This window comes from Pseudovibrio sp. W64 (assembly GCF_001623145.1).
Classification (GTDB): domain Bacteria; phylum Pseudomonadota; class Alphaproteobacteria; order Rhizobiales; family Stappiaceae; genus Pseudovibrio.
Map to the genome: position 1 here is coordinate 192,706 of NZ_LMCI01000034.1, position 22,958 is coordinate 215,663.

Annotated in this window: 26 protein-coding genes; 17 read left to right on the forward strand and 9 right to left on the reverse strand. The window is 50.8% G+C overall.

Annotated elements, in window-relative coordinates; genetic code table 11:
• The first annotated feature begins 146 nt into the window (after nucleotides 1–146).
• Entirely contained in the window at nucleotides 147–779 is a 633-nt protein-coding gene (locus tag PsW64_RS15435) for a hypothetical protein (protein WP_063304140.1), read from the forward strand.
• On the opposite strand, the gene PsW64_RS15440 is transcribed toward PsW64_RS15435, so the two are convergent.
• Nucleotides 776–1,249 (reverse strand): DUF2269 family protein, encoded by a 474-nt coding sequence (locus PsW64_RS15440; RefSeq protein WP_063304141.1) that lies wholly within the window; start codon nucleotides 1,247–1,249, stop codon nucleotides 776–778. The genes PsW64_RS15435 and PsW64_RS15440 overlap by 4 nt on opposite strands.
• Nucleotides 1,246–2,550, reverse strand: a complete 1,305-nt coding sequence (locus tag PsW64_RS15445) for an SDR family oxidoreductase (RefSeq protein ID WP_063304160.1) — start codon at nucleotides 2,548–2,550, stop codon at nucleotides 1,246–1,248. The genes PsW64_RS15440 and PsW64_RS15445 overlap by 4 nt, the downstream gene beginning before the upstream one ends.
• A 338-nt stretch (nucleotides 2,551–2,888) precedes the next feature.
• Here PsW64_RS15445 and PsW64_RS15450 point away from each other — a divergent pair, with 338 nt between their 5' ends.
• From PsW64_RS15450 to PsW64_RS15465, 4 genes are all read left to right on the forward strand, one after another.
• Nucleotides 2,889–3,566 (forward strand): cysteine hydrolase family protein, encoded by a 678-nt coding sequence (locus tag PsW64_RS15450; protein WP_063304142.1) that lies wholly within the window; start codon nucleotides 2,889–2,891, stop codon nucleotides 3,564–3,566.
• Nucleotides 3,567–3,893: 327 nt separating this feature from the next.
• A complete protein-coding gene (locus PsW64_RS15455) occupies nucleotides 3,894–5,108 on the forward strand; it encodes an NAD(P)/FAD-dependent oxidoreductase (protein ID WP_063304143.1) in 1,215 nt (404 codons plus the stop codon).
• A 91-nt stretch (nucleotides 5,109–5,199) separates the two neighbouring features.
• Entirely contained in the window at nucleotides 5,200–6,720 is a 1,521-nt protein-coding gene (locus tag PsW64_RS15460; protein WP_063304144.1) for a multicopper oxidase family protein, read from the forward strand.
• Nucleotides 6,721–6,841: 121 nt separating this feature from the next.
• Nucleotides 6,842–7,246 carry a hypothetical protein gene (locus tag PsW64_RS15465; protein ID WP_063304145.1) on the forward strand — a complete coding sequence of 135 codons (405 nt, stop codon included), beginning with the start codon at nucleotides 6,842–6,844 and terminating at the stop codon, nucleotides 7,244–7,246.
• A gap of 73 nt (nucleotides 7,247–7,319) precedes the next feature.
• Here the strand turns inward: PsW64_RS15465 and PsW64_RS28400 are convergent, their stop codons facing one another.
• On the reverse strand, nucleotides 7,320–7,496 hold the full coding sequence (locus PsW64_RS28400; RefSeq protein ID WP_342633503.1) for an ArsR/SmtB family transcription factor: 177 nt from the start codon (nucleotides 7,494–7,496) through the stop codon (nucleotides 7,320–7,322).
• Nucleotides 7,497–7,673: 177 nt separating this feature from the next.
• On the opposite strand from PsW64_RS28400, the gene PsW64_RS15475 reads away from it, so the two are divergent.
• Nucleotides 7,674–8,492: an alpha/beta fold hydrolase gene (locus PsW64_RS15475; protein WP_063304147.1), complete on the forward strand. Its 819-nt coding sequence runs from the start codon at nucleotides 7,674–7,676 to the stop codon at nucleotides 8,490–8,492.
• A gap of 60 nt (nucleotides 8,493–8,552) precedes the next feature.
• On the opposite strand, the gene PsW64_RS15480 is transcribed toward PsW64_RS15475, so the two are convergent.
• Nucleotides 8,553–8,810 carry a YjhX family toxin gene (locus PsW64_RS15480; RefSeq protein ID WP_054667435.1) on the reverse strand — a complete coding sequence of 86 codons (258 nt, stop codon included), beginning with the start codon at nucleotides 8,808–8,810 and terminating at the stop codon, nucleotides 8,553–8,555.
• A 384-nt stretch (nucleotides 8,811–9,194) separates the two neighbouring features.
• On the opposite strand from PsW64_RS15480, the gene PsW64_RS15485 reads away from it, so the two are divergent.
• The gene (locus PsW64_RS15485; protein WP_057463341.1) at nucleotides 9,195–9,491 is read left to right on the forward strand and encodes a hypothetical protein; all 297 of its coding nucleotides are present in this window, start codon (nucleotides 9,195–9,197) and stop codon (nucleotides 9,489–9,491) included.
• A gap of 233 nt (nucleotides 9,492–9,724) precedes the next feature.
• Complete coding sequence (gene gatB, locus PsW64_RS15490) at nucleotides 9,725–11,212, forward strand: Asp-tRNA(Asn)/Glu-tRNA(Gln) amidotransferase subunit GatB (protein WP_063300673.1); 1,488 nt, start codon at nucleotides 9,725–9,727, stop codon at nucleotides 11,210–11,212.
• A 66-nt stretch (nucleotides 11,213–11,278) separates the two neighbouring features.
• Here gatB and PsW64_RS27945 read toward each other — a convergent pair whose 3' ends face one another.
• A complete protein-coding gene (locus PsW64_RS27945) occupies nucleotides 11,279–11,827 on the reverse strand; it encodes a Gfo/Idh/MocA family oxidoreductase (RefSeq protein ID WP_208980807.1) in 549 nt (182 codons plus the stop codon).
• Nucleotides 11,824–12,084, reverse strand: a complete 261-nt coding sequence (locus tag PsW64_RS27950; RefSeq protein WP_208980808.1) for a hypothetical protein — start codon at nucleotides 12,082–12,084, stop codon at nucleotides 11,824–11,826. The genes PsW64_RS27945 and PsW64_RS27950 overlap by 4 nt, the downstream gene beginning before the upstream one ends.
• 609 nt (nucleotides 12,085–12,693) lie before the next feature.
• Here PsW64_RS27950 and PsW64_RS15500 point away from each other — a divergent pair.
• The 7 genes from PsW64_RS15500 to PsW64_RS15530 all read left to right on the forward strand — a co-directional run bounded on the left by PsW64_RS15500 (nucleotide 12,694) and on the right by PsW64_RS15530 (nucleotide 20,013).
• Nucleotides 12,694–14,301, forward strand: coding sequence for a glucan biosynthesis protein (locus PsW64_RS15500; protein WP_063304148.1), 1,608 nt, complete (start codon nucleotides 12,694–12,696; stop codon nucleotides 14,299–14,301).
• Nucleotides 14,302–14,306: 5 nt separating this feature from the next.
• On the forward strand, nucleotides 14,307–14,510 hold the full coding sequence (locus PsW64_RS15505) for a hypothetical protein (protein WP_063297864.1): 204 nt from the start codon (nucleotides 14,307–14,309) through the stop codon (nucleotides 14,508–14,510).
• A gap of 3 nt (nucleotides 14,511–14,513) precedes the next feature.
• Nucleotides 14,514–16,265 (forward strand): glucans biosynthesis glucosyltransferase MdoH, encoded by a 1,752-nt coding sequence (gene mdoH / locus PsW64_RS15510; RefSeq protein ID WP_063304149.1) that lies wholly within the window; start codon nucleotides 14,514–14,516, stop codon nucleotides 16,263–16,265.
• Between the two features lie 124 nt (nucleotides 16,266–16,389).
• Nucleotides 16,390–17,949, forward strand: a complete 1,560-nt coding sequence (locus tag PsW64_RS15515) for a glycosyltransferase family 39 protein (RefSeq protein WP_063304161.1) — start codon at nucleotides 16,390–16,392, stop codon at nucleotides 17,947–17,949.
• A gap of 18 nt (nucleotides 17,950–17,967) precedes the next feature.
• Nucleotides 17,968–18,420, forward strand: a complete 453-nt coding sequence (locus tag PsW64_RS15520; RefSeq protein ID WP_057463338.1) for a GNAT family N-acetyltransferase — start codon at nucleotides 17,968–17,970, stop codon at nucleotides 18,418–18,420.
• A gap of 123 nt (nucleotides 18,421–18,543) precedes the next feature.
• Nucleotides 18,544–19,257, forward strand: coding sequence for a glutathione S-transferase N-terminal domain-containing protein (locus tag PsW64_RS15525; RefSeq protein ID WP_063304150.1), 714 nt, complete (start codon nucleotides 18,544–18,546; stop codon nucleotides 19,255–19,257).
• A 213-nt stretch (nucleotides 19,258–19,470) separates the two neighbouring features.
• Entirely contained in the window at nucleotides 19,471–20,013 is a 543-nt protein-coding gene (locus PsW64_RS15530) for a TlpA family protein disulfide reductase (RefSeq protein ID WP_208980809.1), read from the forward strand.
• Between the two features lie 86 nt (nucleotides 20,014–20,099).
• On the opposite strand, the gene PsW64_RS15535 is transcribed toward PsW64_RS15530, so the two are convergent.
• From PsW64_RS15535 to PsW64_RS15545, 3 genes are all read right to left on the reverse strand, one after another.
• A complete protein-coding gene (locus PsW64_RS15535) occupies nucleotides 20,100–20,681 on the reverse strand; it encodes a TetR/AcrR family transcriptional regulator (protein WP_208980810.1) in 582 nt (193 codons plus the stop codon).
• A gap of 313 nt (nucleotides 20,682–20,994) precedes the next feature.
• On the reverse strand, nucleotides 20,995–21,435 hold the full coding sequence (locus PsW64_RS15540) for a DUF2147 domain-containing protein (protein ID WP_063291690.1): 441 nt from the start codon (nucleotides 21,433–21,435) through the stop codon (nucleotides 20,995–20,997).
• Between the two features lie 100 nt (nucleotides 21,436–21,535).
• Nucleotides 21,536–21,895: a DUF2147 domain-containing protein gene (locus PsW64_RS15545; protein ID WP_244277283.1), complete on the reverse strand. Its 360-nt coding sequence runs from the start codon at nucleotides 21,893–21,895 to the stop codon at nucleotides 21,536–21,538.
• On the opposite strand from PsW64_RS15545, the gene PsW64_RS28240 reads away from it, so the two are divergent.
• Nucleotides 21,831–21,998: a hypothetical protein gene (locus PsW64_RS28240; protein ID WP_244277285.1), complete on the forward strand. Its 168-nt coding sequence runs from the start codon at nucleotides 21,831–21,833 to the stop codon at nucleotides 21,996–21,998. The two genes, PsW64_RS15545 and PsW64_RS28240, sit on opposite strands and share 65 nt — an antisense overlap.
• Nucleotides 21,999–22,303: 305 nt before the next feature.
• A complete protein-coding gene (locus PsW64_RS15550) occupies nucleotides 22,304–22,573 on the forward strand; it encodes a hypothetical protein (protein ID WP_063289404.1) in 270 nt (89 codons plus the stop codon).
• The last annotated feature ends 385 nt before the right edge of the window (nucleotides 22,574–22,958 follow it).

Consider the following 22,958-nt stretch of genomic DNA (forward strand, 5'->3'; position numbering starts at 1 on the left):
AGGCCTCGGAGAGATCCGGGGCCTTTTTTGTTGGTATGCATCTATTCTGTCGACAAAAGAGGCAATACTTCAATAAATTATCGCCATAATATTGCACTTGCATATAAAGCAACTTCTAATTGTGGAAGATTGAAGGATGTTGATTTATGCGTTTTGATTTTTCATTGAAGTTTGGTTGGGGCGAGTTACTCGCTTTGCTTGCAATAATTGTTAGTATTGTTACGGCTTGGTTGAATAGGCCTGGCCCTGAGTTCCTGTTTAGTAGCAGAGCAATGAGTATATCAGCCAAATTGGAAAAAAGTGAATGCAAGATTCGGTTCGTATTGCCTATACACATCAACAACTCTGGGCAAAAAAGCGGAATTTTTCTGAGGTACTCTCCGTCGGGGACTGCTAATGAGAGCATTCAGCTATTCACGAGTAACGGTCCTGAATACGTTAAAGTCCATAATTTTAAACGAGCGATTTCGTCAAATAATCAACAAGGCATTGTTCAGCGTCTTATGAGTGGTGACTATGAAGGCTTTAAGATGTTTGACTTCCAATCTCAGTCATACCTGTACTCTGAAGTTGTAGTGCCGAGTATGAGCTCGCATATGGAGTACATCTATGGAGAGCTCTTGTTGCCTAACTCCACGGATCTCTTGAATTCAGGTTTGGCTTGGTCCATTGCCGCAGAGTTTTCCAACGGTCAACGATTAGAAGCTGCGAATGTCTATGAACTTAAGAACTATATTAAGAAGTGTTCAGCCAAAAATCTTGATATTTTGGGAAGTTAATATCCAACCTCTGGCCTCACAATCATCAGCCAAACAATCCCTAGTATCGCAACGAAAGCGGGGAAGCCGCAGGCGAACCAGATGCGGTAGAGGGAGTGATAGCGCAGTGGCAAGGGCGTGCCTGCCGTGACTGCTGTTGTGGCGAGGTTTCTGAGTTGGATTTGTATCCAGACCACTGGGAGCCAGAATGCGCCAATAAGCATGTAAAGTGCGAGTGAGAGCAGGATCCAGCCTTCGGTCAAAGACCAGCCAACTTCTCTTGCGAGTAGATATCCGGTGATGGGTTGAATGATCACTGCGGTGGCAGTGAAGAGGGTGTCTGCAATGACAACCGTTCCAGCAGTGTGAGCGATTGCAGCTGCATCCAGAGTTCTGGAAGCGATCACCATGAAGAAAGCTATGCCTGCGCCTGTGCCGATGAGAACGCAGGCACCGATGATGTGCAGGAACTTGAGAAACTCGTAGGTCATCTCTCCTCCAGCAGCAGAATGGGAAAGAGGGCAAGGATCATGGCCGGGATTGTTTTGACATATGGGCCAAGAGGATCTGCCCAGAGATCCGTCGCCCACAACGTGCCGGCACCTAAGTAGCCAAGTGTCACCGCGATCATGCCAAGGCAGGCGAGGCGGGTGTATCGTCTAAAGAGGATGAGGCTGCCAAGCGTGATATCGGTGATACTGCCTGCAAATACAAAGAGTAAGCTGAGTGTTTGATCCATGCCACGTTTGGTCAGAATGTTCTGTGCGTCACTAAACTGAATTGCTCCAATAGTGCCGGAAGCGAGCCAGAAGAGAGAAAGGCAGGCAATCGTGAGGGGCAACAGAAGATAAAGTCTGGCAAACCAACGCTCCTGCGTTGAGCTTGGTAGACACCTCAGTGTTTCATCCAGTGACTTGCAAGGGAACCCACCTGCCTTATGCCATGTGGACGTATCAGCGGTGATGCCGTTTTGCAGGGTTTCGATGGATGTGGAGCGCAGGGGAGAGCGCCATCCAAACGCACCAAGAGCATCCGCCAGTTTGCTTGTCGCAGTTAGGAGCCAGTTTGGTGTTGTGACGGCATAGCGCCATTGCGGGAAGCCTTGCCATGCTCTTATTGCTTTTGTGAGTTGCCAGAGGGATTGAGGTGTTTCTTCTGCGAGGTCTGCCGTTGTCCCTGTCGGGATTTTGCCAAGCGCGCAGTGTGTGACTGCTTGCGCCAGGTTGTCCAATGCTATGGTTTGAATTTGGCTTTTGGGAAATACCTTAAAGCCGATGAGCGGCATCGCGCTGGCTGCTCGTAGAAGTGCTGTTCCGCCATAGGCTTGTGGCCCAATAACAAGGGCAGGGCGCAGAATGATCGCATGCTCAAGCTGTTGCTTAATGATTGCATCGCCTTTTGCTTTGGTGCGGAAGAAATTGGTGGTTGCGTCAAGCGCGACGCCTGCAGCTGAGATCTGGATGAACAACTTATCTGTGTTGGTCAAAGCCTCGCACATATGTTCGACGGCTTGCACATGGATTGCTTCCAGATTGTCTTTGGCAGAGTCTTGTAGGGCGCCGGATGCGTTTATGACGACATCTGCTGCTTCAAAGATTTTGCTCCAATCCTCAGTGGTTGCGGTGGCGATATCCAGAAAGCGCCACTGTAATTCAGGAAAGCGTTGTCGGGCGGCTGATTGGGAACGCCCAACCCCCGTGACATGAAATCCTGAGTGTTGGAGATGTTTGACGCAGGCTGCACCGATGAAGCCAAAAGCGCCGAGGACAATTGCTGATTTGCGGTTACTCATAAATTGAACTTTAAAAACGAAGACCAGACTCACTTTAATGCCTCAATCTAACACGAGGGCGTTCAGTTGAGCGCATCTTATTTGTCAACTTAGTTGACAAATTTCTCCTGCAGTGGTTTTGTGCGGGAATGGAAGAGCGGGACGTGCAGAGAGATCCTGAACTGGCGGTTTCGCTTTGTGAGAGGATACAGATCACTCAGCCTTTGGCGCAGTACGGTCTATTCCTGAAGGGCTTTTGCGGTGCCTGAGTGCTGATGAGGTGCAGGCGCACCTGAAAGTGCAGCGGGCGTTGCTTGGTTGTTTTTCCTCACTGGCACAGTCGTAACTTGGAGGCATTGATGAGTATGTGGAGTGTTGTTGGTCTTGTGGTTCTGGTGCTTCTGATTGGTGCGGGATACACCGCGCAGCGCTTGATGCGGTTGCAGGGGCCGACGCAGGGAGACGTGATTGATAAGGCAAGCCGCAGCCAGTCTGCGTTGCTGGTGCTGGATGTGCAGGAGGACTTTACAAAGGATACCAAGGCACGACAGTGGCCTGCTGCCTTTGTGGAAGAGCGGATTGCGAGGATTAATGCGTTGGCGGCAGATGCACAGGCGCGCGGGGAACCGGTGATTACCACACGGTTGATCTATGAGGGAGGCTATACGAACTTTCTGATTGGATTGCTTGGCGAAGGGCTTGGGACAATGGGCTCTGATGGGCTTGAATTGGATAAGCGGCTCGGGTTTCAGCCGGACATGGATCTTGTAAAGAGTGTGGGGGATGCATTTGCCAGTGAAGAGCTGGAGGCTTTCCTGAAGAAACACGGTGTTGGACGGCTCAGGATTGCCGGGCTTGATGGATGTTACTGTGTGAAGAGCACGGCGCTTGGAGCGCTTGGGCGTGGGTATGCGGTGGAGCTGGCAGAGGATGCTGTGCTTTCCATTGATCCGAAAGGCTGGACGCAGTGCCGGGCAGAGTTGGTGAGCAGGGGCGTGCAGCTGGTGAAATCGGCAGAGCTGGCTGTGGCTCAGTAGGTTCTGATCTCACCTGCATTGTGCTGGTTGCACATTATCAACATGCACCTTACATGGGCATGGGAAAAGTCTGCGTCTGACGCAGGCTTTTTGCTTGTGTATCTGCGCGATGCATCTGGCTGTGGATCAATTTGAATGAGCTGAACCCTGGTATATTAAGCTGCCTACTAGATGTTGGGTGTTTTGCCGTTTCAAGACATACTGCCTCAAAATCTACACATTTGCCTTGGGGATTAATGCGGGAAAGGCTGTGGGTATATTGTTTAGATTGCTGCGTAATGTGCTATGGGTCTGTCTCCCAACAATAAAAGAGCAAACAGGAATAGCATGGCAGACGTTGAGTGCATCGTAATCGGTGCAGGAGTTGTGGGCTTGAGCGCGGCTTATGAACTAGCGCGCAGGGGACGTGAAGTTATTGTGCTTGAACAGCACGAAATCATCGGCTCCGAAATCAGTGCTCGTAATTCCGAAGTTGTCCATGCCGGAATTTACTACGCAAAAGATACATTGAAATCAAAAGCTTGCGTGCAAGGTAAGGAGATGCTGTATTCCTTTTGTGAGGAATTTAGCGTGCCGTACAAGCGCGTTGGTAAGCTGATTGTAGCGACTGATGAAAGTCAGGTTGCCATGCTGGATGGCATTCGCGCACGTGCTGCTGCCAATGGTGTTGATGATCTTTTGATGCTCAATGAAGCACAGGCGCGGGGCTTTGAACCGCATCTGGCGTGTAAGGGCGCTCTGTTTTCTCCTTCCACAGGCATTGTGGATAGTCATGCGTATATGATGGCGCTGCAAGGTGGATTAGAGGCGCATGGCGGGCTTGTTGTTGTTGGGACAGAAGTCACCGAGATCGAAACCGGTATGCGCCCAAGTGAGTTGATGGGCGCTGACATTCTGGTGGAAGAGGATCTGGAAGCGGCTGATCATCACTTTGATGATGACGAGCATGAAGAGTTTGCTGCCAAGAACTTCAAAGGCGACGGCTTTACCGTTGTCATGAAGGATGGCTACGCGATCACTTGTCATGAGCTTGTGATCGCTGCGGGTCTTCACTCCAACAAGATGCTCTCCAAGCTGGCCGGGCACATGTCATGTAAAGTGCCGAAGCTCTACTATGCGAAAGGCAACTATTTCAGCCTTGCCGGAGATGCCCCGTTCTCGCATTTGATTTATCCTGTGCCAGAGCCGGGTGGGCTTGGTGTTCATCTCACGCTGGATATGGGCAATCAAGCACGCTTTGGACCTGATGTGGAGTGGATCGACGAGATCGACTACGAAGTGAATGAAGCGCACGGCGAACGGTTTTATTCGCAGATACGTAAATATTATCCCGATCTGGCCGATGGCAGCTTGCAGGCGGACTATTCTGGTATTCGTCCTAAGTTGGTTCCTGCGGGTGCTGAAGCGGCCGATTTCGCAATTTGGGGTGAGGAAACGCACGGCATTCCGGGGCTGTTGACTTACATGGGTATTGAAAGCCCGGGCCTGACCAGTTCTCTTGCACTGGGCTCCATGGGCGCTGATCGTTTGATCGGCGCGTAACCCATTCCTTATAATCCTCTCGATAATGCTAGGGAAATGTAGGGTTTCTCTGCCTAAACTGCTCTTTTCGTCTGGAAGAGCAGGTGCGCTTATGAAGCTGAGCCGTCGAGACTTTGTGAAAACCAGCGCAAGCGGCGGGCTTGCCGCAGGTGCAGCTACATTCATTTCCGGCAGTGCTGGCGCACAGCAATCTCAACCTGTTTTGCCTCCTGCTTCTGTCCCGCAGGAAACAGCTTGCGCACAATCACTCCTTGGTGCAGGTGTTGCTAAGCCGGATTTTACGCTGGACGTGGATGAGAAACCTTACTCTCAGTATGGTGTCGATCTCAAAGGCATGCTTGTTGGTGGCACATGGCCGGGTACTCCTATCCGATATACGGAAGGGGATATGTTCCGGGTGCTCATCAATAACCGGATGAAACAGCCCACCTGCATTCACTGGCATGGAATCCTGTTGCCGTCTTTACAGGACGGTGTCCCCGACATTGCGCAGTTGCCCATTGAAGCGGGAACCTCTCAATATTACGAGTTTCCGCTGGTTCAACAGGGGAGCTATTATTACCACTCCCATCTTGGATTGCAGGAGCAGTATGGTCTTCTGGGAGCTCTCATTATTGATCCTAAAGACAATCCATACTCCTATGATCATGATGAAGTGCTGATGTTTAGCGACATTCCACCAGCCGAAGGTGGAGAGATCATCAAAGGCTTGCGTAGTGGCAGGCATCGGCCTGAGATCAAAGATGCTTATGAGCCTCCCAACTCCAAAGACTTTGATATTGATGTTGTGAATGCTGGTTACACCCTGAATGGACAACCCAACTCCGAACCGTGGACGTTGACCGTCAAAAAAGGGGCGCGTTTGCGGCTGCGGTTGATCAACTCGTCCGGCAGCACCTTCTTCAGAATTTCTATTGATGGACTGAAGTTCTCAGTCATTGAAGTTGATGGCAACCGTATGCAGCCTGTTGAAGGGCAGAACGTGATTGTCCCGACATCAGCCCGCTATGATGTGCTGGTGGATGTGCCGGACAGTGGTAGTTACACAATCCATGCTGCTGCGCTTGGTGATAATAAGCAGTGTCTTGGGGTTATTCATACTGATGATGTGAAGGCCAGTGTGAATGACAAGCGGCCTTCCTTTGACGGGGTTACTGTTGATTTCAGAAGCCTGAAGTCGCTTGAGGCATCAGGGTTTGGCCGAAAAGTTGATCGTGTTTATGATGTGCTGCTTTCGGGAGATATGAAGGCCTACGAGTGGATGATGAACAATCACTACTGGCCTGAACCCTATGCGGGGCCTGATCCGCAAAAGACGTATCTGGATGTGAAACAGGGTGAGGTGGTTCAGTTGCGGATGATCAATCGGTCTCCCATGTCTCATCCTATGCATCTTCACGGCCATACATTTCGCGTACTTGGTGGTCCTGATGACGACTATGCGCCAGTGATGGATACGGTTTGGGTGCCTAAGAAGCAGACGGTGACCATCGAATTTCTGGCCAACAACCCCGGCATGTGGGCCTATCACTGTCACAATATCTGGCACTTGGCTGTCGGGATGATGCAGCCCGTGCGCTACGTTGTTGGTGAACGTGAGATGCTGCGGTAGCTCCGTATTTTCTGTTGGGGGGCCGCTCTTGATGTGTTTACGCTGTAGCCGGATTTAGCTGCGTAGAAAGGGGGCTGCTGCGTCTTCCTTTTGCCCGAAGTTTCGGGGAAAGGAAGAATAAATGAAAATCAGAAAATTTATGGGTGTCTGTTTACTGACGTTGAATGTTGGTCTGCCGAGTGCTCAGGCTGACGTTTATTGGGCAGATGATGGAAGGCTCGTTCCTGATCGGGTTTTGAATATGAGACCTGACGAAGGTGCAGAGCCATCTTTGAAAAATCCAAGCATCCGACAAGCTCTTGAACACTCCAGTCAGAGAATGGTCCGAGAGGCGTTCCTGGCTTCGGGAGATAGTGATCTGTACCTGTTACTGCGAGATGAGCATGGCCTTTGGCATCCCGGCGGAACTCCCCCGGGAGTTCACGTCACTGTTGAAGTCCGTGATGGGAGAGAGTGGATTGCTACTTGTCATGTGTTTCATCGGCCTCTTTGGCAGAGCGAACTTGCATATGACACGACTTGCTAATGTGACTAAAATTACCTGAAGTGCGCACCTTGCAAAATATTGCGAGGTGCGTCGGCTCACTGGTGTTTTGCCGTTATGAGATTTCGGTGCTGAGCCAGTTCAGGAAATTCTTGATTTCAGGTTCGTTGCGTTTGCAGTAGGACCATTTCAAATGCTTCTGTGCAGTTATAAAGCCAGCTTGTTTTAAAATATCCAGATGCCTGCTGGCCGTGGGTTGGGCAACACCAAGCGCCTCTGCAATCAAAGTCATGCAAACTCCAAACTCAGAAGGATCAGCTGATTGCTGATGGCTGAAGTGTTTTTGTGGGTCTCTCAGAAGGCGCAGGACCATTAAACGAGGCTCACTGGAGATGGCTTTAATTTGTATTGCTCTATCCATGTAAATATTCATATAGTCATTTAGCTAAATGTCAATGTGAGTCATGCTATGCTGGAACTTCCAAACACCTCGGTCATTAACGGAAACGCTGTTCGCTGGGGAATGATGGGGGATGGACCGCCACTGGTTGCCATCCACGGCACACCTTTTTCTTCGCAGGTCTGGCGCAGGATTGTGCCGCATTTCTTCGATCACAGGAGGGTCTATTACTTTGATCTGGTGGGTTACGGGCACTCTGAAAAACGCGAAGGGCAGGATGTTTCCCTCGGAGTGCAAAATGAGGTGTTGGCTGCCCTGTTTCAGGAATGGGAGTTAGATCGCCCTGATGTTCTGGCTCATGATTTTGGAGGTGCGACAGCTCTGCGGGCTTATTATCTGAATGGTCTGCGTTACGGTTCTCTGACGATATTTGATGCGGTTGCTTTGGCTCCATGGGGATCACCGTTGGTCCAGCATGTGCGCCGACATGCAGAGGCCTTTGCCGGGATGCTGGAGTATATGCATAAAGCGATGCTGCGGGCTTATTTGCAGACGGCTGCTCATCACGAGCTTTCCGAGGAGGCTTTGGAGATTTATGCCGCTCCGTGGATTGGACCCGTTGGGCAACCAGCATTTTATCGTCAGATTGCCCAGATGGACCAGAAATACACTGATGAAGTTCAGGGATTTTATGGGGCTCTGGATTGCCCGGTCTCTGTACTTTGGGGGGTGTGTGATGAGTGGATCCCCTATGAGAAGGGGGAGGTTCTGGCTGGTCTGATTTCCGGGGAAGATTGCATTCCAGTTCCTCAAGCAGGTCATTTGGTTCAGGAAGATTGCCCTGAGGCTATTGTAGCTGCGGTTTTGAAGCAGATTTTGGATAGATGACACCCAAGCTTTGCTTGATTGAAAACCACCCCGCAGCATGGTGCTGCAGGGTGGTGTTGGTCAGCGATTGTCGAGCTGGCTGCGGACGCGGGTCAGGCCCAGTTTAGTGATGCGATACGGGCGGCCTCCTTTTGAGGAGATCAGGCGTCTGTACTTCAGTTTTCTGAAGATGTGCTCGGAAAGACCGGCATAATACCAGCCGTCCCGGGTGACGCAGTTCATTTCTTCCAGAGTGCCATCGTCGTCACGGCGCAATTCAATGCAGCCGCCTTGTGCCAGCACATGCAAAATGCGCTGTTCAGCTTTCGAAATATCCATGGATGTCTTTGAGTTTTAAAGATGCACTTGTCTCGTCTGCCCGCTCATGCGGTCAGTGAGATTGTTTGGATTGTGCATGCCCTGTCTATCTTCGACAGGACTTTACCGGGACTCTTGTCGAGCTCGCATCAAAACTCCATTGATTGATGGCTGCCTTATAGGCAACCCATCTGAGTGTCGCAAGCGTGTCATTTCTTGCTGGACTGCGAAAACAAGCAGGTGTTGCAGATTTGCTGGAAGTGTTGGACGTCTCTCCCTATTATTCTCTGCACGTACTTTTCGGGGATGCGCTCCAAGTCTGTTTCGCAGTCACTCCAATAATGTGCTAGGGGAACTACGTAGCGCTGTGCAGGTGCTTTCCTAATTGATCTGAATGAGACTTTAATGACCGACGATATCTCTGTAATCCTGCTGTGGCCGGGGCTTTTGAATCCGTTTGCCATATTGATCGCCGCCTATATGGGCTACTACGCCAATCAGCGGGGGAAGATCTTTATTGCAGGATTTGCTGCAGCTGCGCTCAGCCTGTTTCTTGAAGGGCTTATCAAGCTTGTCGGGATACCTTTGCCGTGGAACCCTGAAGTGGGGCCGCTGGCGTTGTTCCCGTTCCGCTTTGCGACGGGGCTGATTGTAAGTGCTATTGCTATGAAAATCGGGGCAAGTCGTCGCCGCGCAAAGTGAGTGCTGAGGGATTGTTGTTCAGCGTGGGTCAAGCTCCAGATGCTTCTGCGCGACTTTCTACAAGCTTCTCCCCGAAATTTAGGCACTCTGGTTCAAAAACCCCCGAAGATTCACTTGCCATTGCGGGGTTGATGGCCTACCCAACACCATTGAGAAATTAGGTGGTCTTCGTGGCTGTGCATCGCGTGGCCGGACTTCCGTGAAGACTTATACGAACACAGGATATTGATCGCATGACGCTGCTTGTCGATACGCGCACTCCGGATCCGAAGAAATTCATCAAGGGCGCAACTGGCGACTGGGAAATCGTAATCGGCATGGAGGTTCACGCTCAGGTGACCTCTGAAGCCAAGCTATTCTCGGGCGCTTCTACCAGCTTTGGCAGCGATCCCAATAATAATGTGAGCTTGGTTGATGCGGCGATGCCGGGCATGCTGCCAGTGATCAACGAAGAATGTGTTCGTCAGGCTATTAAGACCGGTTTGGGTCTGAAGGCCGAGATCAACCTGAAGTCCGTTTTTGACCGCAAAAACTACTTCTACCCTGATCTGCCGCAGGGCTATCAGATCTCCCAGTTTAAACAGCCGATCGTTGGTGAAGGTATCATTCACCTTGATATGAAGAGCGGTGAGCAGGTTGAAGTGGGCGTTGAGCGTCTGCATCTGGAGCAGGACGCGGGTAAATCCCTGCATGACCAGCACCCGACCATGTCATTTGTTGACCTGAACCGTTCTGGCGTGGCGCTGATGGAAATCGTTTCCAAGCCAGACATTCGCTGTGCTGATGAAGCCAAAGCTTACCTGACCAAGCTGCGCACTATCCTGCGCTACCTGGGTACTTGTGACGGTAACATGGACCAGGGTTCCATGCGTGCTGATGTGAACGTTTCTGTTCGCAAGCCGGGTGGTGAGTTTGGTACGCGTTGTGAGATCAAGAACGTCAACTCCATCCGTTTTGTTGGTCAGGCGATTGAATATGAAGCGCGTCGTCAGATTGGCATCTTGGAAGATGGCGGCGAGATCGATCAGGAAACACGCCTGTTTGACAGCGTGAAGGGTGAGACCCGTTCCATGCGTTCTAAAGAAGAAGCGCATGATTACCGTTACTTCCCGGATCCGGATCTGCTACCGCTTGAGTTCACTCAGGCGCTGGTTGATGAGATGGCTGCGGATCTTCCGGAACTGCCGGATGAGAAGAAGGCGCGTTACATTAAAGACTTCGGTCTGACCCCATATGACGCTGATATTTTAGTTGCTGAGCGTGTCTCCTGTGACTTCTTTGAGGAAGTTGCGAAGGGCCGTGATGCGAAGCTGGCTGCGAACTGGGTGATCAACGACACCTTTGGCCGCTTGAATAAAGAAGGTCTGGATGTGACCTCCAGCCCGATCTCTTCTGAGCAGCTGGGCAAGATCATCGACCTGATCAAAGCAGGCACCATTTCTGGTAAGATCGCGAAAGACCTCTTCGAGATCGTCTGGACTGAGGGTGGTGATCCAGCTCAGATCGTAGAAGATCGTGGCATGAAGCAGGTGACTGACCTTGGCGCGATTGAAGGCATCGTGGACGAAATCCTTGCAAACAACACCGACAAAGCAGAGCAGGCGAAAGAAAAGCCGGGCATGCTTGGCTGGTTCGTTGGTCAGGTGATGAAAGCCTCCAAGGGTAAAGCAAACCCACAGGCTGTGTCTGACATGCTGAAAGCGAAGATCGGCCTCGAGTAGGTCGTTCTTACAGCTTTATAGAATTCGAAGGCCCGCCAGTTTGGTGGGCCTTTTTTCTTGGTGAGGCTAGGTCACCTCAACCCACCCTCCGGATTTGTGGGAGCGGCGGGCAGCATCGACAACTTTTGCAACTTCGAGGCCGTCTTTGAAGACTGGCCAATCTGTGGTTCCTGTTGCGATTGCCTCCAGAAAATCACGAGCCTCGATGATCAACTGATCCTGATAGCCGGTTCCGTGACCGGGACCGAGGCAGAAGGCTGCATAATCCGGATGGTGAGGATTGGTGAGGATCTTTCTGAAGCCGGATTGCTCTGGTTCATCCTCTATTTTGTAAAGCCAGAGGGCGTTCTGGTCTTCCTGATCAAACCGCAGGGCGCCTTTGGTGCCGGTGATCTCGTAGATAATGCCCATCTTCTTGCCCAGTGCGACACGGCTGAAAAGGAGGTGACCTGTTGCGCCGCTTTCAAAAGTGCACATAAACTGAGCCACATCATCGTTGGTGACTTGCTCGACGATGTTTGGTGCGCATTCTGACGGGCGTGTTTTGAAAACAGTCTCAATCTGTGCACTGACTTTCCTGATTGGGCCAACCAGAACATGGGCGCAGTTGATCATGTGGGGGCGAGGTCTCCCATGGTGCCGTTGGAGTCTCCGCTGGAGCGCCATGTGGCTGGGGCATTGGGGTTTGCGAAAAAATCCTCGGTATGTTCTCCGCGAAAGAAAGTGATGTCTCCGATTACACCTTCTTTGATGAGCTGATGGGCCAGTTGTGTTGCGGGTGTGCGGATGTAGTTAAAACCCACCAGATTGACTTGCTCTGAGGCTTGCGCTGCCTGTGCCATTGCGGTTGCGTCTGCAAGGCTCGCGCCCAATGGCTGCCGCGTTGAGGGCGACGGCGTGCAGTTTTCCCATATACCCTGCGCCGATCAGGCCAATGTTAATTTCCATAGGGCGTCCGTTAACGATTGAGGGGGGGGATGTCCGGGAGACTTAAAAACTAATCAGGGAAACCGATAAGAATTGGAAATGTTCTGTTGCCTGATCCCTTCAAAGGGACTAGTGAGAGGCGCTGACCCCAAGAAAAGTTGACTGGATATCATCTCATTTTGAGAGCACGTCCCCAGCTGGTTTCAGATCGGTCCTGAGGGTGCGTGTAAAGAAGTTGACGAACAGAGGCGTTTGCATTTGGTGGGTTTGGGGTTAGAGCGTGGTGAAAACATGTCTCTTGAATGAGTTACCCCTAATATCTCAGTAATTCTAATAGCTTAGAGATGTTTCACAGGGTTAATTTTCGCTGTGAATCATCATCGCTCTGCCTAGCCTCGACCATATCTCCGCCTTATTACGGCACGATAAACTTCAGGTGATCGGGCGTTATGGAGACTTGTCTGGTCTGGGGTCTAAGCTCTGCTAGAACTTATAGTTGCGCAGTGTATGCGAACACTGCACTTTGTTGTATTTGAAACCTTGGGGGCGTCTCGTTGCTTAATCAACGAAGTAGTTTTCTTTCCAATATCGCTGTATTAGGCGTCATTTGCTCCAGTGTTGGATTTGGGGCTTTTGCTTCTTCTTCAGTGGCTGCTGCAAGCGAAAGCTCTCAATCTCAGGTGCCATTCACCTTTGGCGCACTCGTGGCAAAGATGAAGGCACAGGCGCAAGACGCCTATCTTGAACCAACCAGCGAATTGCCGGAAGCACTGGCGGCCTTGAAGTACGATGGCTATCGGAAAATTAGCTATAAACGTGACCGCAGCAAGTGGAAGGACACCGAGAACTTTAGGGTTCATGCGTTCCATCCGGGTTGGTTGTTTAAAAATCCTCTGAAAATTCATGAGGTAAGCGAGGGCGCTGCTCAACCATTCGTGTTTGAAGCTGCTGACTTTGACTATCATGATGCGGAACTGACCGCGTCATTGGACGATGTTGCTTTCCCCGGCGTAGCGGGATTCCGCTTGCTAAATCCACTCAATGTGGAAGGGCGGATGGATGAGTTGGTGGCGTTTCTGGGCGCCAGCTATTTCCGGGCTTTGGGTGCAGGTAATGTTTATGGTTTGTCCGCACGTGCGCTTGCCATTGATACGGCCAGCGGCAAGCCGGAGGAGTTTCCGAACTTCACTGCGTTTTATCTTGGTAAGCCGGTTGATGGCTCTGACAAGGTGACGGTTTGGGCCGAACTTGATAGCCCGAGTGTGACTGGGGCGTATCAGTTTACTTTTAAGCCGGGCCAGCAAACAGAAGTTGATGTGACTGCACATCTGTTCTTCCGCAGTGATGTGGAGCGGCTTGGCATTGCACCGCTGACGTCTATGTATCTTTACGGTGAAAATGATCGTGTCGGGTTTGATGATTTCCGACCAGAAGTGCATGACAGTGATGGGTTGAAGCTGCGTTTTGCCAATGGTAAGACCGCGTGGCGGCCACTTTCCAACCCGGATAATCTGCAGCTTTCCTTTATTGGCGCCAGAAATCCAGCTGGATTTGGCCTGATGCAGCGTGACAAAGATCTTGAGAATTATCAGGACCTTGAAGCGCGCTATGACAAGCGTCCAAGCCTTTGGATTGAGCCTCTAGGTGATTGGGGTTCTGGTGCTGTCATGCTTGCAGAAATTCCAACAGATCAAGAAATCAACGACAATGTTGTTGCCTTTTGGTCTCCGAATGAAGCGGTGAAAGCGGGTGATGAACTCTCATTCCACTACAAGATGTATTGGGGTGATGAAGTTGGTCGCACTGAGCAGATGCTGATGCCTGTGGTCCAGACACGTTCTGGCAAAGCTGGGCATTCGGCCTCTGAAGAGAGTTCGCTGACCCGCAAGTTTGTCGTGGACTTTAATGCAGAGTTGTTTGCCGAAAGCGGATTGGATGGGGAGCAACTTGTACGCGCAAAACCATTTATTGAAAACGCTGCTTTAAACGGCACAGTAAACCTTGCGGATGTTCGCTACATTGAAGAACTGGGTGTTTATCGTGTGTTTCTGGATGTTTCCCGCGATGATCTTGAAGTCCCGGTAGAGTTGCGCCTTCAGCTGACTGATGGCGAAAAAGCAGTTTCCGAAGAATGGCTTTACCAGTGGGGGTGGAGCTCATGAGGCCTATGACATCTAATCTATTTTCGACAAATGTTGATTTGAGCAGCGGTCCAGTTGCACCGCTTGCCATGCCAGTGCAGGATCTTTCTGCAGATGATAGCTGGCTTGTTCTGATCTGGCGTCGCATGCGGTTTGGGCGCAGCTACTCTGCGCTTCCTTCCAAACGGACGCGCTTGCAAAAAGCCATCTCTACCTTTTCGGAGCGGTAATCCATGGATAAGCCGTTTCGCGACGGGGTAGGCCACCGCCGGGCCGCGGCTTTTGTCTTCTGTCTGGCGTTGTCCCTCAGCTTTACCGGGCTGTTTTATGCAGCTTTGAGTGCTGACTATCTCAATATCTATGAGGTTGTTCGGATTGTGCTGCTGTTTGTCAGCACCCTCTGGCTTTCCTGGGGTGGGGCAACTGTTCTGCTGGGTTTGCTTTATGGTCGCTCTGTTCAAGCCCTTGATGCTGATCCGCGATCTCTGCCTGCTGCTGGCACCGCAATCCTCATGCCGATTTATCATGAGGATGCGCTGGTCGTTGCCGCTCGCCTTGCTGCAATGATGGATGATCTGCGCGCTAACAATGCAACACACTTGTTTCATTGGCATGTACTTTCTGACAGTCGTGATGAAGAGATTGCGGCAGTGGAAGAGCAAGTGGTGCGCCAGTTGGTTGCCCGCTATCCGGAACAGAAGATCTTTTATCGTCGCCGGACTGACAACCATGGCCGTAAAGCGGGCAATGTTGCCGAGTTCGTGCAGCGGTGTGGTGGTGCCTATCGTTATATGGTGGTGCTGGATGCAGACAGCCTGATGCGTGCCGATACTCTGGTGCACATGGTTGGACGCATGGAAGCAGAGCCCAACCTTGGGCTGTTGCAAACTGTGCCGATGCTTGTTGGCCTTAAAAGCTATTTTGGCCGCAGCATCATGTTCGCCTCTGGCATGTTTGGCCGGTCCTTTGCTTTTGGTTTGGCGGCAATGCAAGGGGAATGCGGACCATTTTGGGGGCATAATGCGATCATTCGCACGCGTGCGTTTGCCTCCAGTTGTGGCCTGCCGGAACTGGATGATACGGCGGCATTTAGCGGGCACATTTTGAGTCACGACAGTGTTGAATCTGTGCTGCTGGCGCGTGCTGGCTGGCAGGTGGAGTGTGATCCACGGATCACCGGGTCCTATGAGGCTGCACCTGAGAATATTTTAGGGTATGCCGCGCGTGACCGGCGTTGGTGTCAAGGCAACTTGCAGCATTCTCGTGTGGTTGGAGCTCGTGCTTTGAAGCCGTGGGGCCGGTTCTCTCTTTTGCTTGGCATTATGTCTTACCTGAGTTCTCCTGTTTGGGCTGCGTTCCTTCTGGCAAGTTTGTTTGCGCCTTTGGACCTTCCGGTGCTGCAGGCCTATACTTTTCAGAACCACCTTCCGGTTCTTGGCCACATTCCGATGAGTGCGGCTTATGAAGGGGCAGCGTTGCTCTTTGGCGTGGTTGCCTTGCTGGTGCTGCCGAAAACACTTGTTGTTTTGAAAGAAGTATTTCTGGGTGTCGAGAACACCTCCCGCAAAGGTATACTAGGCGGGCTTGTGGAGCTGATCAGCTCTGCTGTCTTCGCGCCGGTTTTGATGGTGTTTCAGTGCCGCTCCGTTTTTGAGGTTTTGATGGGCCGGGACAGTGGCTGGACCAATGCGCACCGTGATGCGGGATGCTTGTCTTTGCTGGAGTGCCTCAAGTCTGTCTGGTGGGTGAGTGTTATAGGCGCTTTGGCCATAGGGCTGAGCTGGATTGGCGAAGCCTCACTCTGGCTTTGGGTGATGCCGGTTGCTCTGCCGATGCTGCTCGCGCCGTTCATCATCTGGGCAAGCTCTTACAATGTGGGTAGCCGAGCTGCTGAACGTTTGGGTTTTGTGCTTTCCTCTGACCAGGAGGGAGCTGCGCAATTGCTCGCTCATGTGGAAAAATACTCCGCAGATCTCAGGGTATAGACGGCTAATTTGTGCTTTGAGGGCCACATCCATCAGCTGAACCGCTGGGATGTGGCCCTTCTTATATCTGCTGGTGTCTCTCCGACTTAAGCTTTCGCTCCAAGCCTCTGATGGGGATGCAGTGATGCCGGAAGAGACAGTTTCAACCCGATTTTGGTGGCGTCCCGCAGGCGTCTTTGTTCTGATTGCAGGGTATTTGCTGCTGCATCTGGTTTTGCGTGGCTATTTCTCCCCCACACTCAGCACGGATGACATGTTTGAGAACGTGTTTGTACAAGAGCTGAAGCTTGGCTACCAGGTGCGGCAGCCTCCGCTTTATGAGTGGATGCTTTATGGGGTTCAGAAGATCTTCGGGCCGACGATATGGAGCTTTCTGGTTCTCAAGTACGCACTGGTGTTGTGTTTTGCGCTGTTCCTTTACGCTGTTGCCCGGCAGGCGATTGCCAATGCAAAACTGGCTGCGCTTGCCGTGTTTTCTTACGTGGCGCTCTACCAGATTGGCTTTAACCTGCATGAGGGCGTGACACATACTGCTGTGCTGATGGCGGCGTCTGCAGCAACAGTTTATTGCTTCCTCTGGCTTTTGAGGGAGAAAACGGTGACCGCGGCAGTGTGTTTGGGGCTCGCAGTTGGGTTCGGAATGCTTTCCAAACATTCCTACGTGCTGGTGCCCGCTGCTATTTTTCTGGCTGCGCTCAGCGATGGACATTGGCGCAGGCAAGTGCGGCTTCCAATGTTGGTCGTTGCCGCTGTGATCGCGGCTGCGGTGTACTCGCCCTATCTTTACTGGGTTATGACTGGCGAACAGGCCCTTGTCGGTTCTGCGTTGACTGTGATGCGCGAGGGAGAGCAGGGGGGCGGACTTGCCCGCGTTGTGACGGGTGAGTTGCGGTTGCTGGTGAGTGTGCTCGGGTTCTCCGTCCCGTTTTTACCGCTGGTGCTGCTGCTGTTTTTCCCGGCGCTGTTTCGCGGCGCAAAAGCAGTGGGGGCTGATCCTGACGTGCAGCAGGTTGGCAGGCTGCTTCAACGGGCTTTGCTTGTTTCTCTGGCTCTGGCGTTTGTGGCCGTGTTGGCCAGCGGGGCGCAATACATCAAGGAACGGCACATGCATCCAGTGCTGCTCTTGCTGCCCATCGTGATGTTCACCCATATTTCCCAGAGGCGCTATTCGCCGAGATCGGTGAAGATCTACAGCAGTGTGCTGGCCCTGCTGGTTCTTGTGGTGCTGGGCATCCGCATCTCCGGCTTCCTCGCTCCGGACAAGAAGATGTGCGGTGGCTACTGCCGGCATATGAAGCCCTACGAGGAGCTAGGGGAGCAACTCAAGGCGCAATTCCCGGAAGCTGCGCAAGCGACGATTGTCTCACTGGATGAATACACCGGCGGAAACCTGCGCGTTACCCTGCCAGATGCCCGGCACATCATCCAAAATTTCCAACCGAGCACCCGGCAACGGCAAGACTGCTTCGTTGTCTGGGATATGGGAGACAACGGCGCACAACGCGGCATGCAAGCAGCCTTGACCAGCGGCGGTTTCGCACCCGGCAAAGCACCCGCAAGCCGAAATACTTTACATTCAAATCAGATAGATGTGAGTTGGCCTCATTTGTGGAAGAAGGATAACTTCCGTAAAACCACATTCGGCGTCGCGAAGATTGATCGCGATTCTGAAATTTGCCGCTAACTCATATTGGGTGTTTTGATGCTGAAGATACGTGTTGCCAAAGACGAAGACATTGAGGCTGTAGTGCAGATGATGAATGGAGGAGCTTCTTCCCAGCGTGTTCATCTGGAAAACGGGGAGACCGACACATATAAGCCAGCGTTTCACGCGATCCAGCAATGCCCTAATACCGATATTTATGTGGGGGAGACAGAAACGGGCGAGGCGGTTGCAACCTTTCAGCTGACTTACGTGAAAGGCCTTGCCTTCAACGGCAAACCGCGTGGTCAAATTGAGAGTATGCACACTCGCGCCGACATGCGTGGCCAGGGGATCGGGCAGGAGATGCTTGCCCACGCAGTCAAGTTGGCACGTGATAAAGGCTGCTGTATGGTGCAATTGACCTCAAACAAAGAACGCAGTGGTGCACATCGCTTTTATACCAGCAACGGATTCGTGCCGACGCACGAAGGCTTCAAGCTTATTTTCTAAGCGTTAACTGGCATGAAAGCCGGATGGTTTCGCCGCAAGCTTCTCGAAATATCTGCATCCGCGAACCGAGGGGATGAAACTTTCCTTTATCCTCCCATTTAAGTGTTTTCTTACAGGTGACAAATGGCTGTATCGCAGACCAATCCCATTGAACTTTATTATTGGCCAACACCGAATGGCTGGAAGATTTCTATCATGCTGGAAGAGCTTGGTGTTCCCTATGACTTGAAACTGGTGAACATTGGGCGTGGTGAGCAGTTTGAGCCAGATTTTCTCAAAATAGCGCCAAACAATCGTATGCCTGCGATTGTTGATCCTGAAGGGCCGGGCGGTGAGCCGATTTCGATTTTTGAGTCAGGTGCTATAATGCAGTATCTAGGGCGGAAGTTTGAGCGGTTTTATCCATCAGAAGAACGTGCTCGTGTTGAAACGGAAGAATGGTTGATGTTGCAAATGGGCGGGTTTGGTCCCATGCTTGGGCAGAACCATCATTTCCGCGTCTATGCACCCGAAAAAATTGAGTATGCGATGACCCGTTATTTCAACGAGACACATCGGCTGTATGGTGTGCTTAATAAACGGCTTGCTGATCGGGCTTATGTTGCAGCCGGGGAATATACGATCGCAGATATGGCAATATTTGGTTGGTCTCATCGCTGGGAACGGCAGGGAATGGATTTGGAAGAGTTTCCGCATGTAAAGGCTTGGCGCGAACGTTTGTTGGCTCGCTCTGCAGTTGTCAGAGGGTTAAATGTGGGTGACACAGAAGCTAATACCTCAAATATTGCAGAGGACAAGCAGGCACAATCAGTGCTGTTTAATCAACGTGGGTCATAGCCTAGCGACATAGCAGTCTCTTCCGGAGCTGTTCTATGTATATGCCTTGGCGGTTATCTGCAGAGGAGGTTTCCGCCTTCGATCCCTGTTTGTTTTTAGGTTATTTATTCATCACGGCACCGGCACTTTAAGTTGATTTGAACCGGAGGTCTCTCAAACCTAGGCTCACGCAGAATGATAAATTGAAATCACTTGCGAATGGACCTTGGAACTATGCGGGCTCATAAATTCTTCCTGACCTCTCTTATTCTGGCTGTTTGGGCGTTTGCCTCGCCTGTCTCAGCCGCTTCTTTTGAAGACCCTAAGTACAGTCTTGAAGTGAAAGACGAGGCAGGTACTAAAACACTGCGCGATGCTTTCACCAAAGGACCTGCTATTTTGCATTTCTGGGCAACATGGTGCCCGAACTGCCGTGTTGAACTGCCAGCAATGGAACGGTTTGAAGATGAGTTGAAGGCGCAAGGTCTGGATGGTCAATTTGTTGTTGTAGCATTGGAAGATGTTCCGTATGGCCGCATCCAAAGTTTCCTTCAAGATCGTTTGGAACTGGAGCGTTTTACCAGCTATCAAGCCGTTGACATGCAAGCAGTTGGAACCGCATTTCAGGTTGCGGCGATGCCTTACACGCTCTTTATCGATGAAAACGGGGATGTTCTTGGCGGAATTCCAGGATCTCTTGAATGGGATGCCCCACAGATCAAAGAGACCTTTATTGGTCACCTTCAAGGCAAAGGTACAATCGCCTCTGGTAATTGAGACTGTTTTCCGGGTTTCTGCAGTTTAGAACTTGGAACCCAGGGAAAGTTGATTATCCTTTGATACATGAGAGCCCTCTTGCCGGACTACTTAAGTCCGGGCAAGTTTGGGCTCTTTTTCATACGAGTTGAAAGAGCTTCCATGGTGATGTCGATTGCAGGGAAAATCTGATCCAGTGGAGTTTCGAACTTGACCATCTGGATGATCCCTTCAAAAGCCATCATAAAATAATCCACCAGATGGTCTATGTCCTCTGGTGCTTGCAGATCGCTTTCAAACTTTATCAGGCGCCGCCGGATCTCAGCTGCCCATTGGAGACGCAATGCGAGGTACTCTTGACCCAGCTCCGGATCAAGCCGACCAATCTCGCCAATGGTGGACCAGTAAAGGCTACCTTCGGTACGGTTCTGTTCCTCGCATAGCTCTGCAAAATCAGTCAGCATCAGGTACATGCAGGAATAAATATCAGCGTACATTGCGGAGCTTGAGCTAACTTGCTGGCTAAATCGCATGAAGTACCAGCGCATAGCCGGGGCGATGAGATCCCGTTCCCCCTCAAATCTTTGGCGTAATAAGTCAGGGGCAATCTGTGCTGCTTCAGCAACTGCGTCGATGTTTGCAGCTTGCCGACCTTTTTCCAAAAGAAGCTGGAAAGCTATTTTGAACATCTGTTCCAACCTGTGAGGCGGAATTAAGTCGTCGAGATTTTTGTTGCTGATCATAAAACTACAGACTCATCCTTAGCACTTCAACCTTAGCAAATTGCGATAATTGTTGTGCGTCTTCCTGAGCGTCTTCGAGTTCAATTTAGCCTTCGAAGCGAGTATCCAGAGTGCCTGAGCTGTAGCCGATAGCATAAAGCCGAAAATGATCCGGAAAGTAATGCAACGAGATATGTTTCAATTTGTTGGGGTTGTCCTGATAAGGCAGCTCTTTAAGATGTTTCATCGCAGGGGGTGGCAAGCAGCAGGATTGATTTTATTATTTGAGTTTAGGGCGTTGCCAGATCACATTTTCACAAAAATTCAGGAGGATCTTTTTGCAGCCTGTCATTTTTAGAAGGCCACTGGGCAACAGGTGAATATTGATAGCAATTTCGTATCCACGCCGAGGATCATAGCCTTCTGCGTGCCATTTGTTTTCTCCAGCTGCCTTTATATTCCAGAGTACCTTTAATCCAAGGACTTTGCGCTCCCGTTTGGTCGTATCGTGATTTCGGAGGTCCAGAATATCTTGCTGACGTTTACCGTCGGGTGGTTTGAAGGACTGAAGCTGCCCACACATGGTCGAACCACATTGTGAGATACTGATAATTGCACCCTTGGTTGTTCGCCACAAACCGTGCAGGTCAGAGCCTTTGGCTGTTGTCACCAATGAAGTTGAGAGAAAAATAAAGCCAAAGATGAAACCAGAACGGACCATGCCAACCTGCTTGCTTGATCACCTGCTCAATCTCAGGAGCAGGTGATTAGCTATCATAACAGGCCAGTTTCGGCTTGTTGCCTCTGGGCTTAAGGTAAATTTACTTTGTACGGGTCCAGGTGTCGCCTTTACAGAAGATCAGCACGCAACCCTCAAGTTTCAATTTGTCGCTGGAAACCAGTTCCATTTTGCCGGAGTATGTTTTGCCATCTTCCGCATTGTAAACTTTGCCCTTCCAGCTGTTTTCTCCGCTGGGTTTCATACCAAGAATGGTTCTTGAGCCAATTAAGGACCGATCGCGGAGCTTGGGATCCGGGTTCTCTGTATCCTTACGTGGTTTTTTTAACCAAACAATGTTGCCGCAAAGATTCCCCCCGCACTTGGAGATCTTAATCTTGGCGGTTCCGTTTGCCCTCAGCCAGGTGCCGGTTGCATCAGCGGCAAGGGCTGATGTGGCCAAGCCAATTGAAAGTATCGCTGCCAAGGATGATTTCAATAAGGGTGCTTTCATGGTTCCTCCCAAAACACTGAAGCTTGCTAGTAATGGCTTTACCTTATCGTAAAGCTGGGAATGTGCAAGGCAATCAATCAGAGGACTAGACAAGCTCTCTTTGAATTCGATTCGCACAACCCATCAATTCAATCAGTGCGATATCCCTTGGTTTACAGCGTGTCAAAACTGCGTAATTTTTGATTTTAGAGCAGCTTTTTTCGTTTCAATCATGGTTTTTAACCGCCTTTTTAGAGTGTCAAAATCTAATAGTCCGCGACGTCAATTAGATTTCGGGGAGGCGTCGGCTTCCTCTTATCTCATGAAAAATTACGAGCAAATCCACACGAGTTCACTGTGTTTTAGGAGAGAGATTTAATGACTGTGTTGCAGTTTGATGGCGTAATTCATCGGCATGTGAAGCAAAACCTATGCGAAGTAGAGTCTCTGTTACGGCGTGGCCTGGATGCGGCATCTGGAAAAGCCGGTGCTTGCGATCTGATCGAAGCCCATAAGTGGTTTAACCTTGCAGCGATGCGAGGTAGTACGCAGGCAGTACGATATCGTCGTGAGGTATCTCAGGAAATGTCCAATATGGAGATTGCTGAGGCACAACGCGCGGCTAGAGACTGGCTTTCTGTACACTGATATGAATTCTACAGCTTGTCGCGATTGGTATGCGGCAAGCTTATGATCCGAGGCTTTGGGAGCCTTCTTCTAAGATAGAGCAGGGAACACTCGTTTGGCCGAGAGCTGTTTCTTGAAAAGGCTACGTTTGAGCGTCTCCAACATCTAAAGTTAAGAACCTGTTTTCCGCGTTGGTTTTGCGATGTTCGCAACGGTGCACAGGGCGCTTAGCAAATTCATTATTCGATTATCAAAGAACTCGGGTTTTACCGATAGTCGGGTTGTCTGGTGTTGGCTTTGATAGTGTAGCTTGTTTTGATCTTGGTCTATTCCTGTAATGTTCTCCTTGAGTCTTTGTTGGTGGTGATTGGGTTGCCGGGATTGAGTTGATATTTGGAATTGGCTT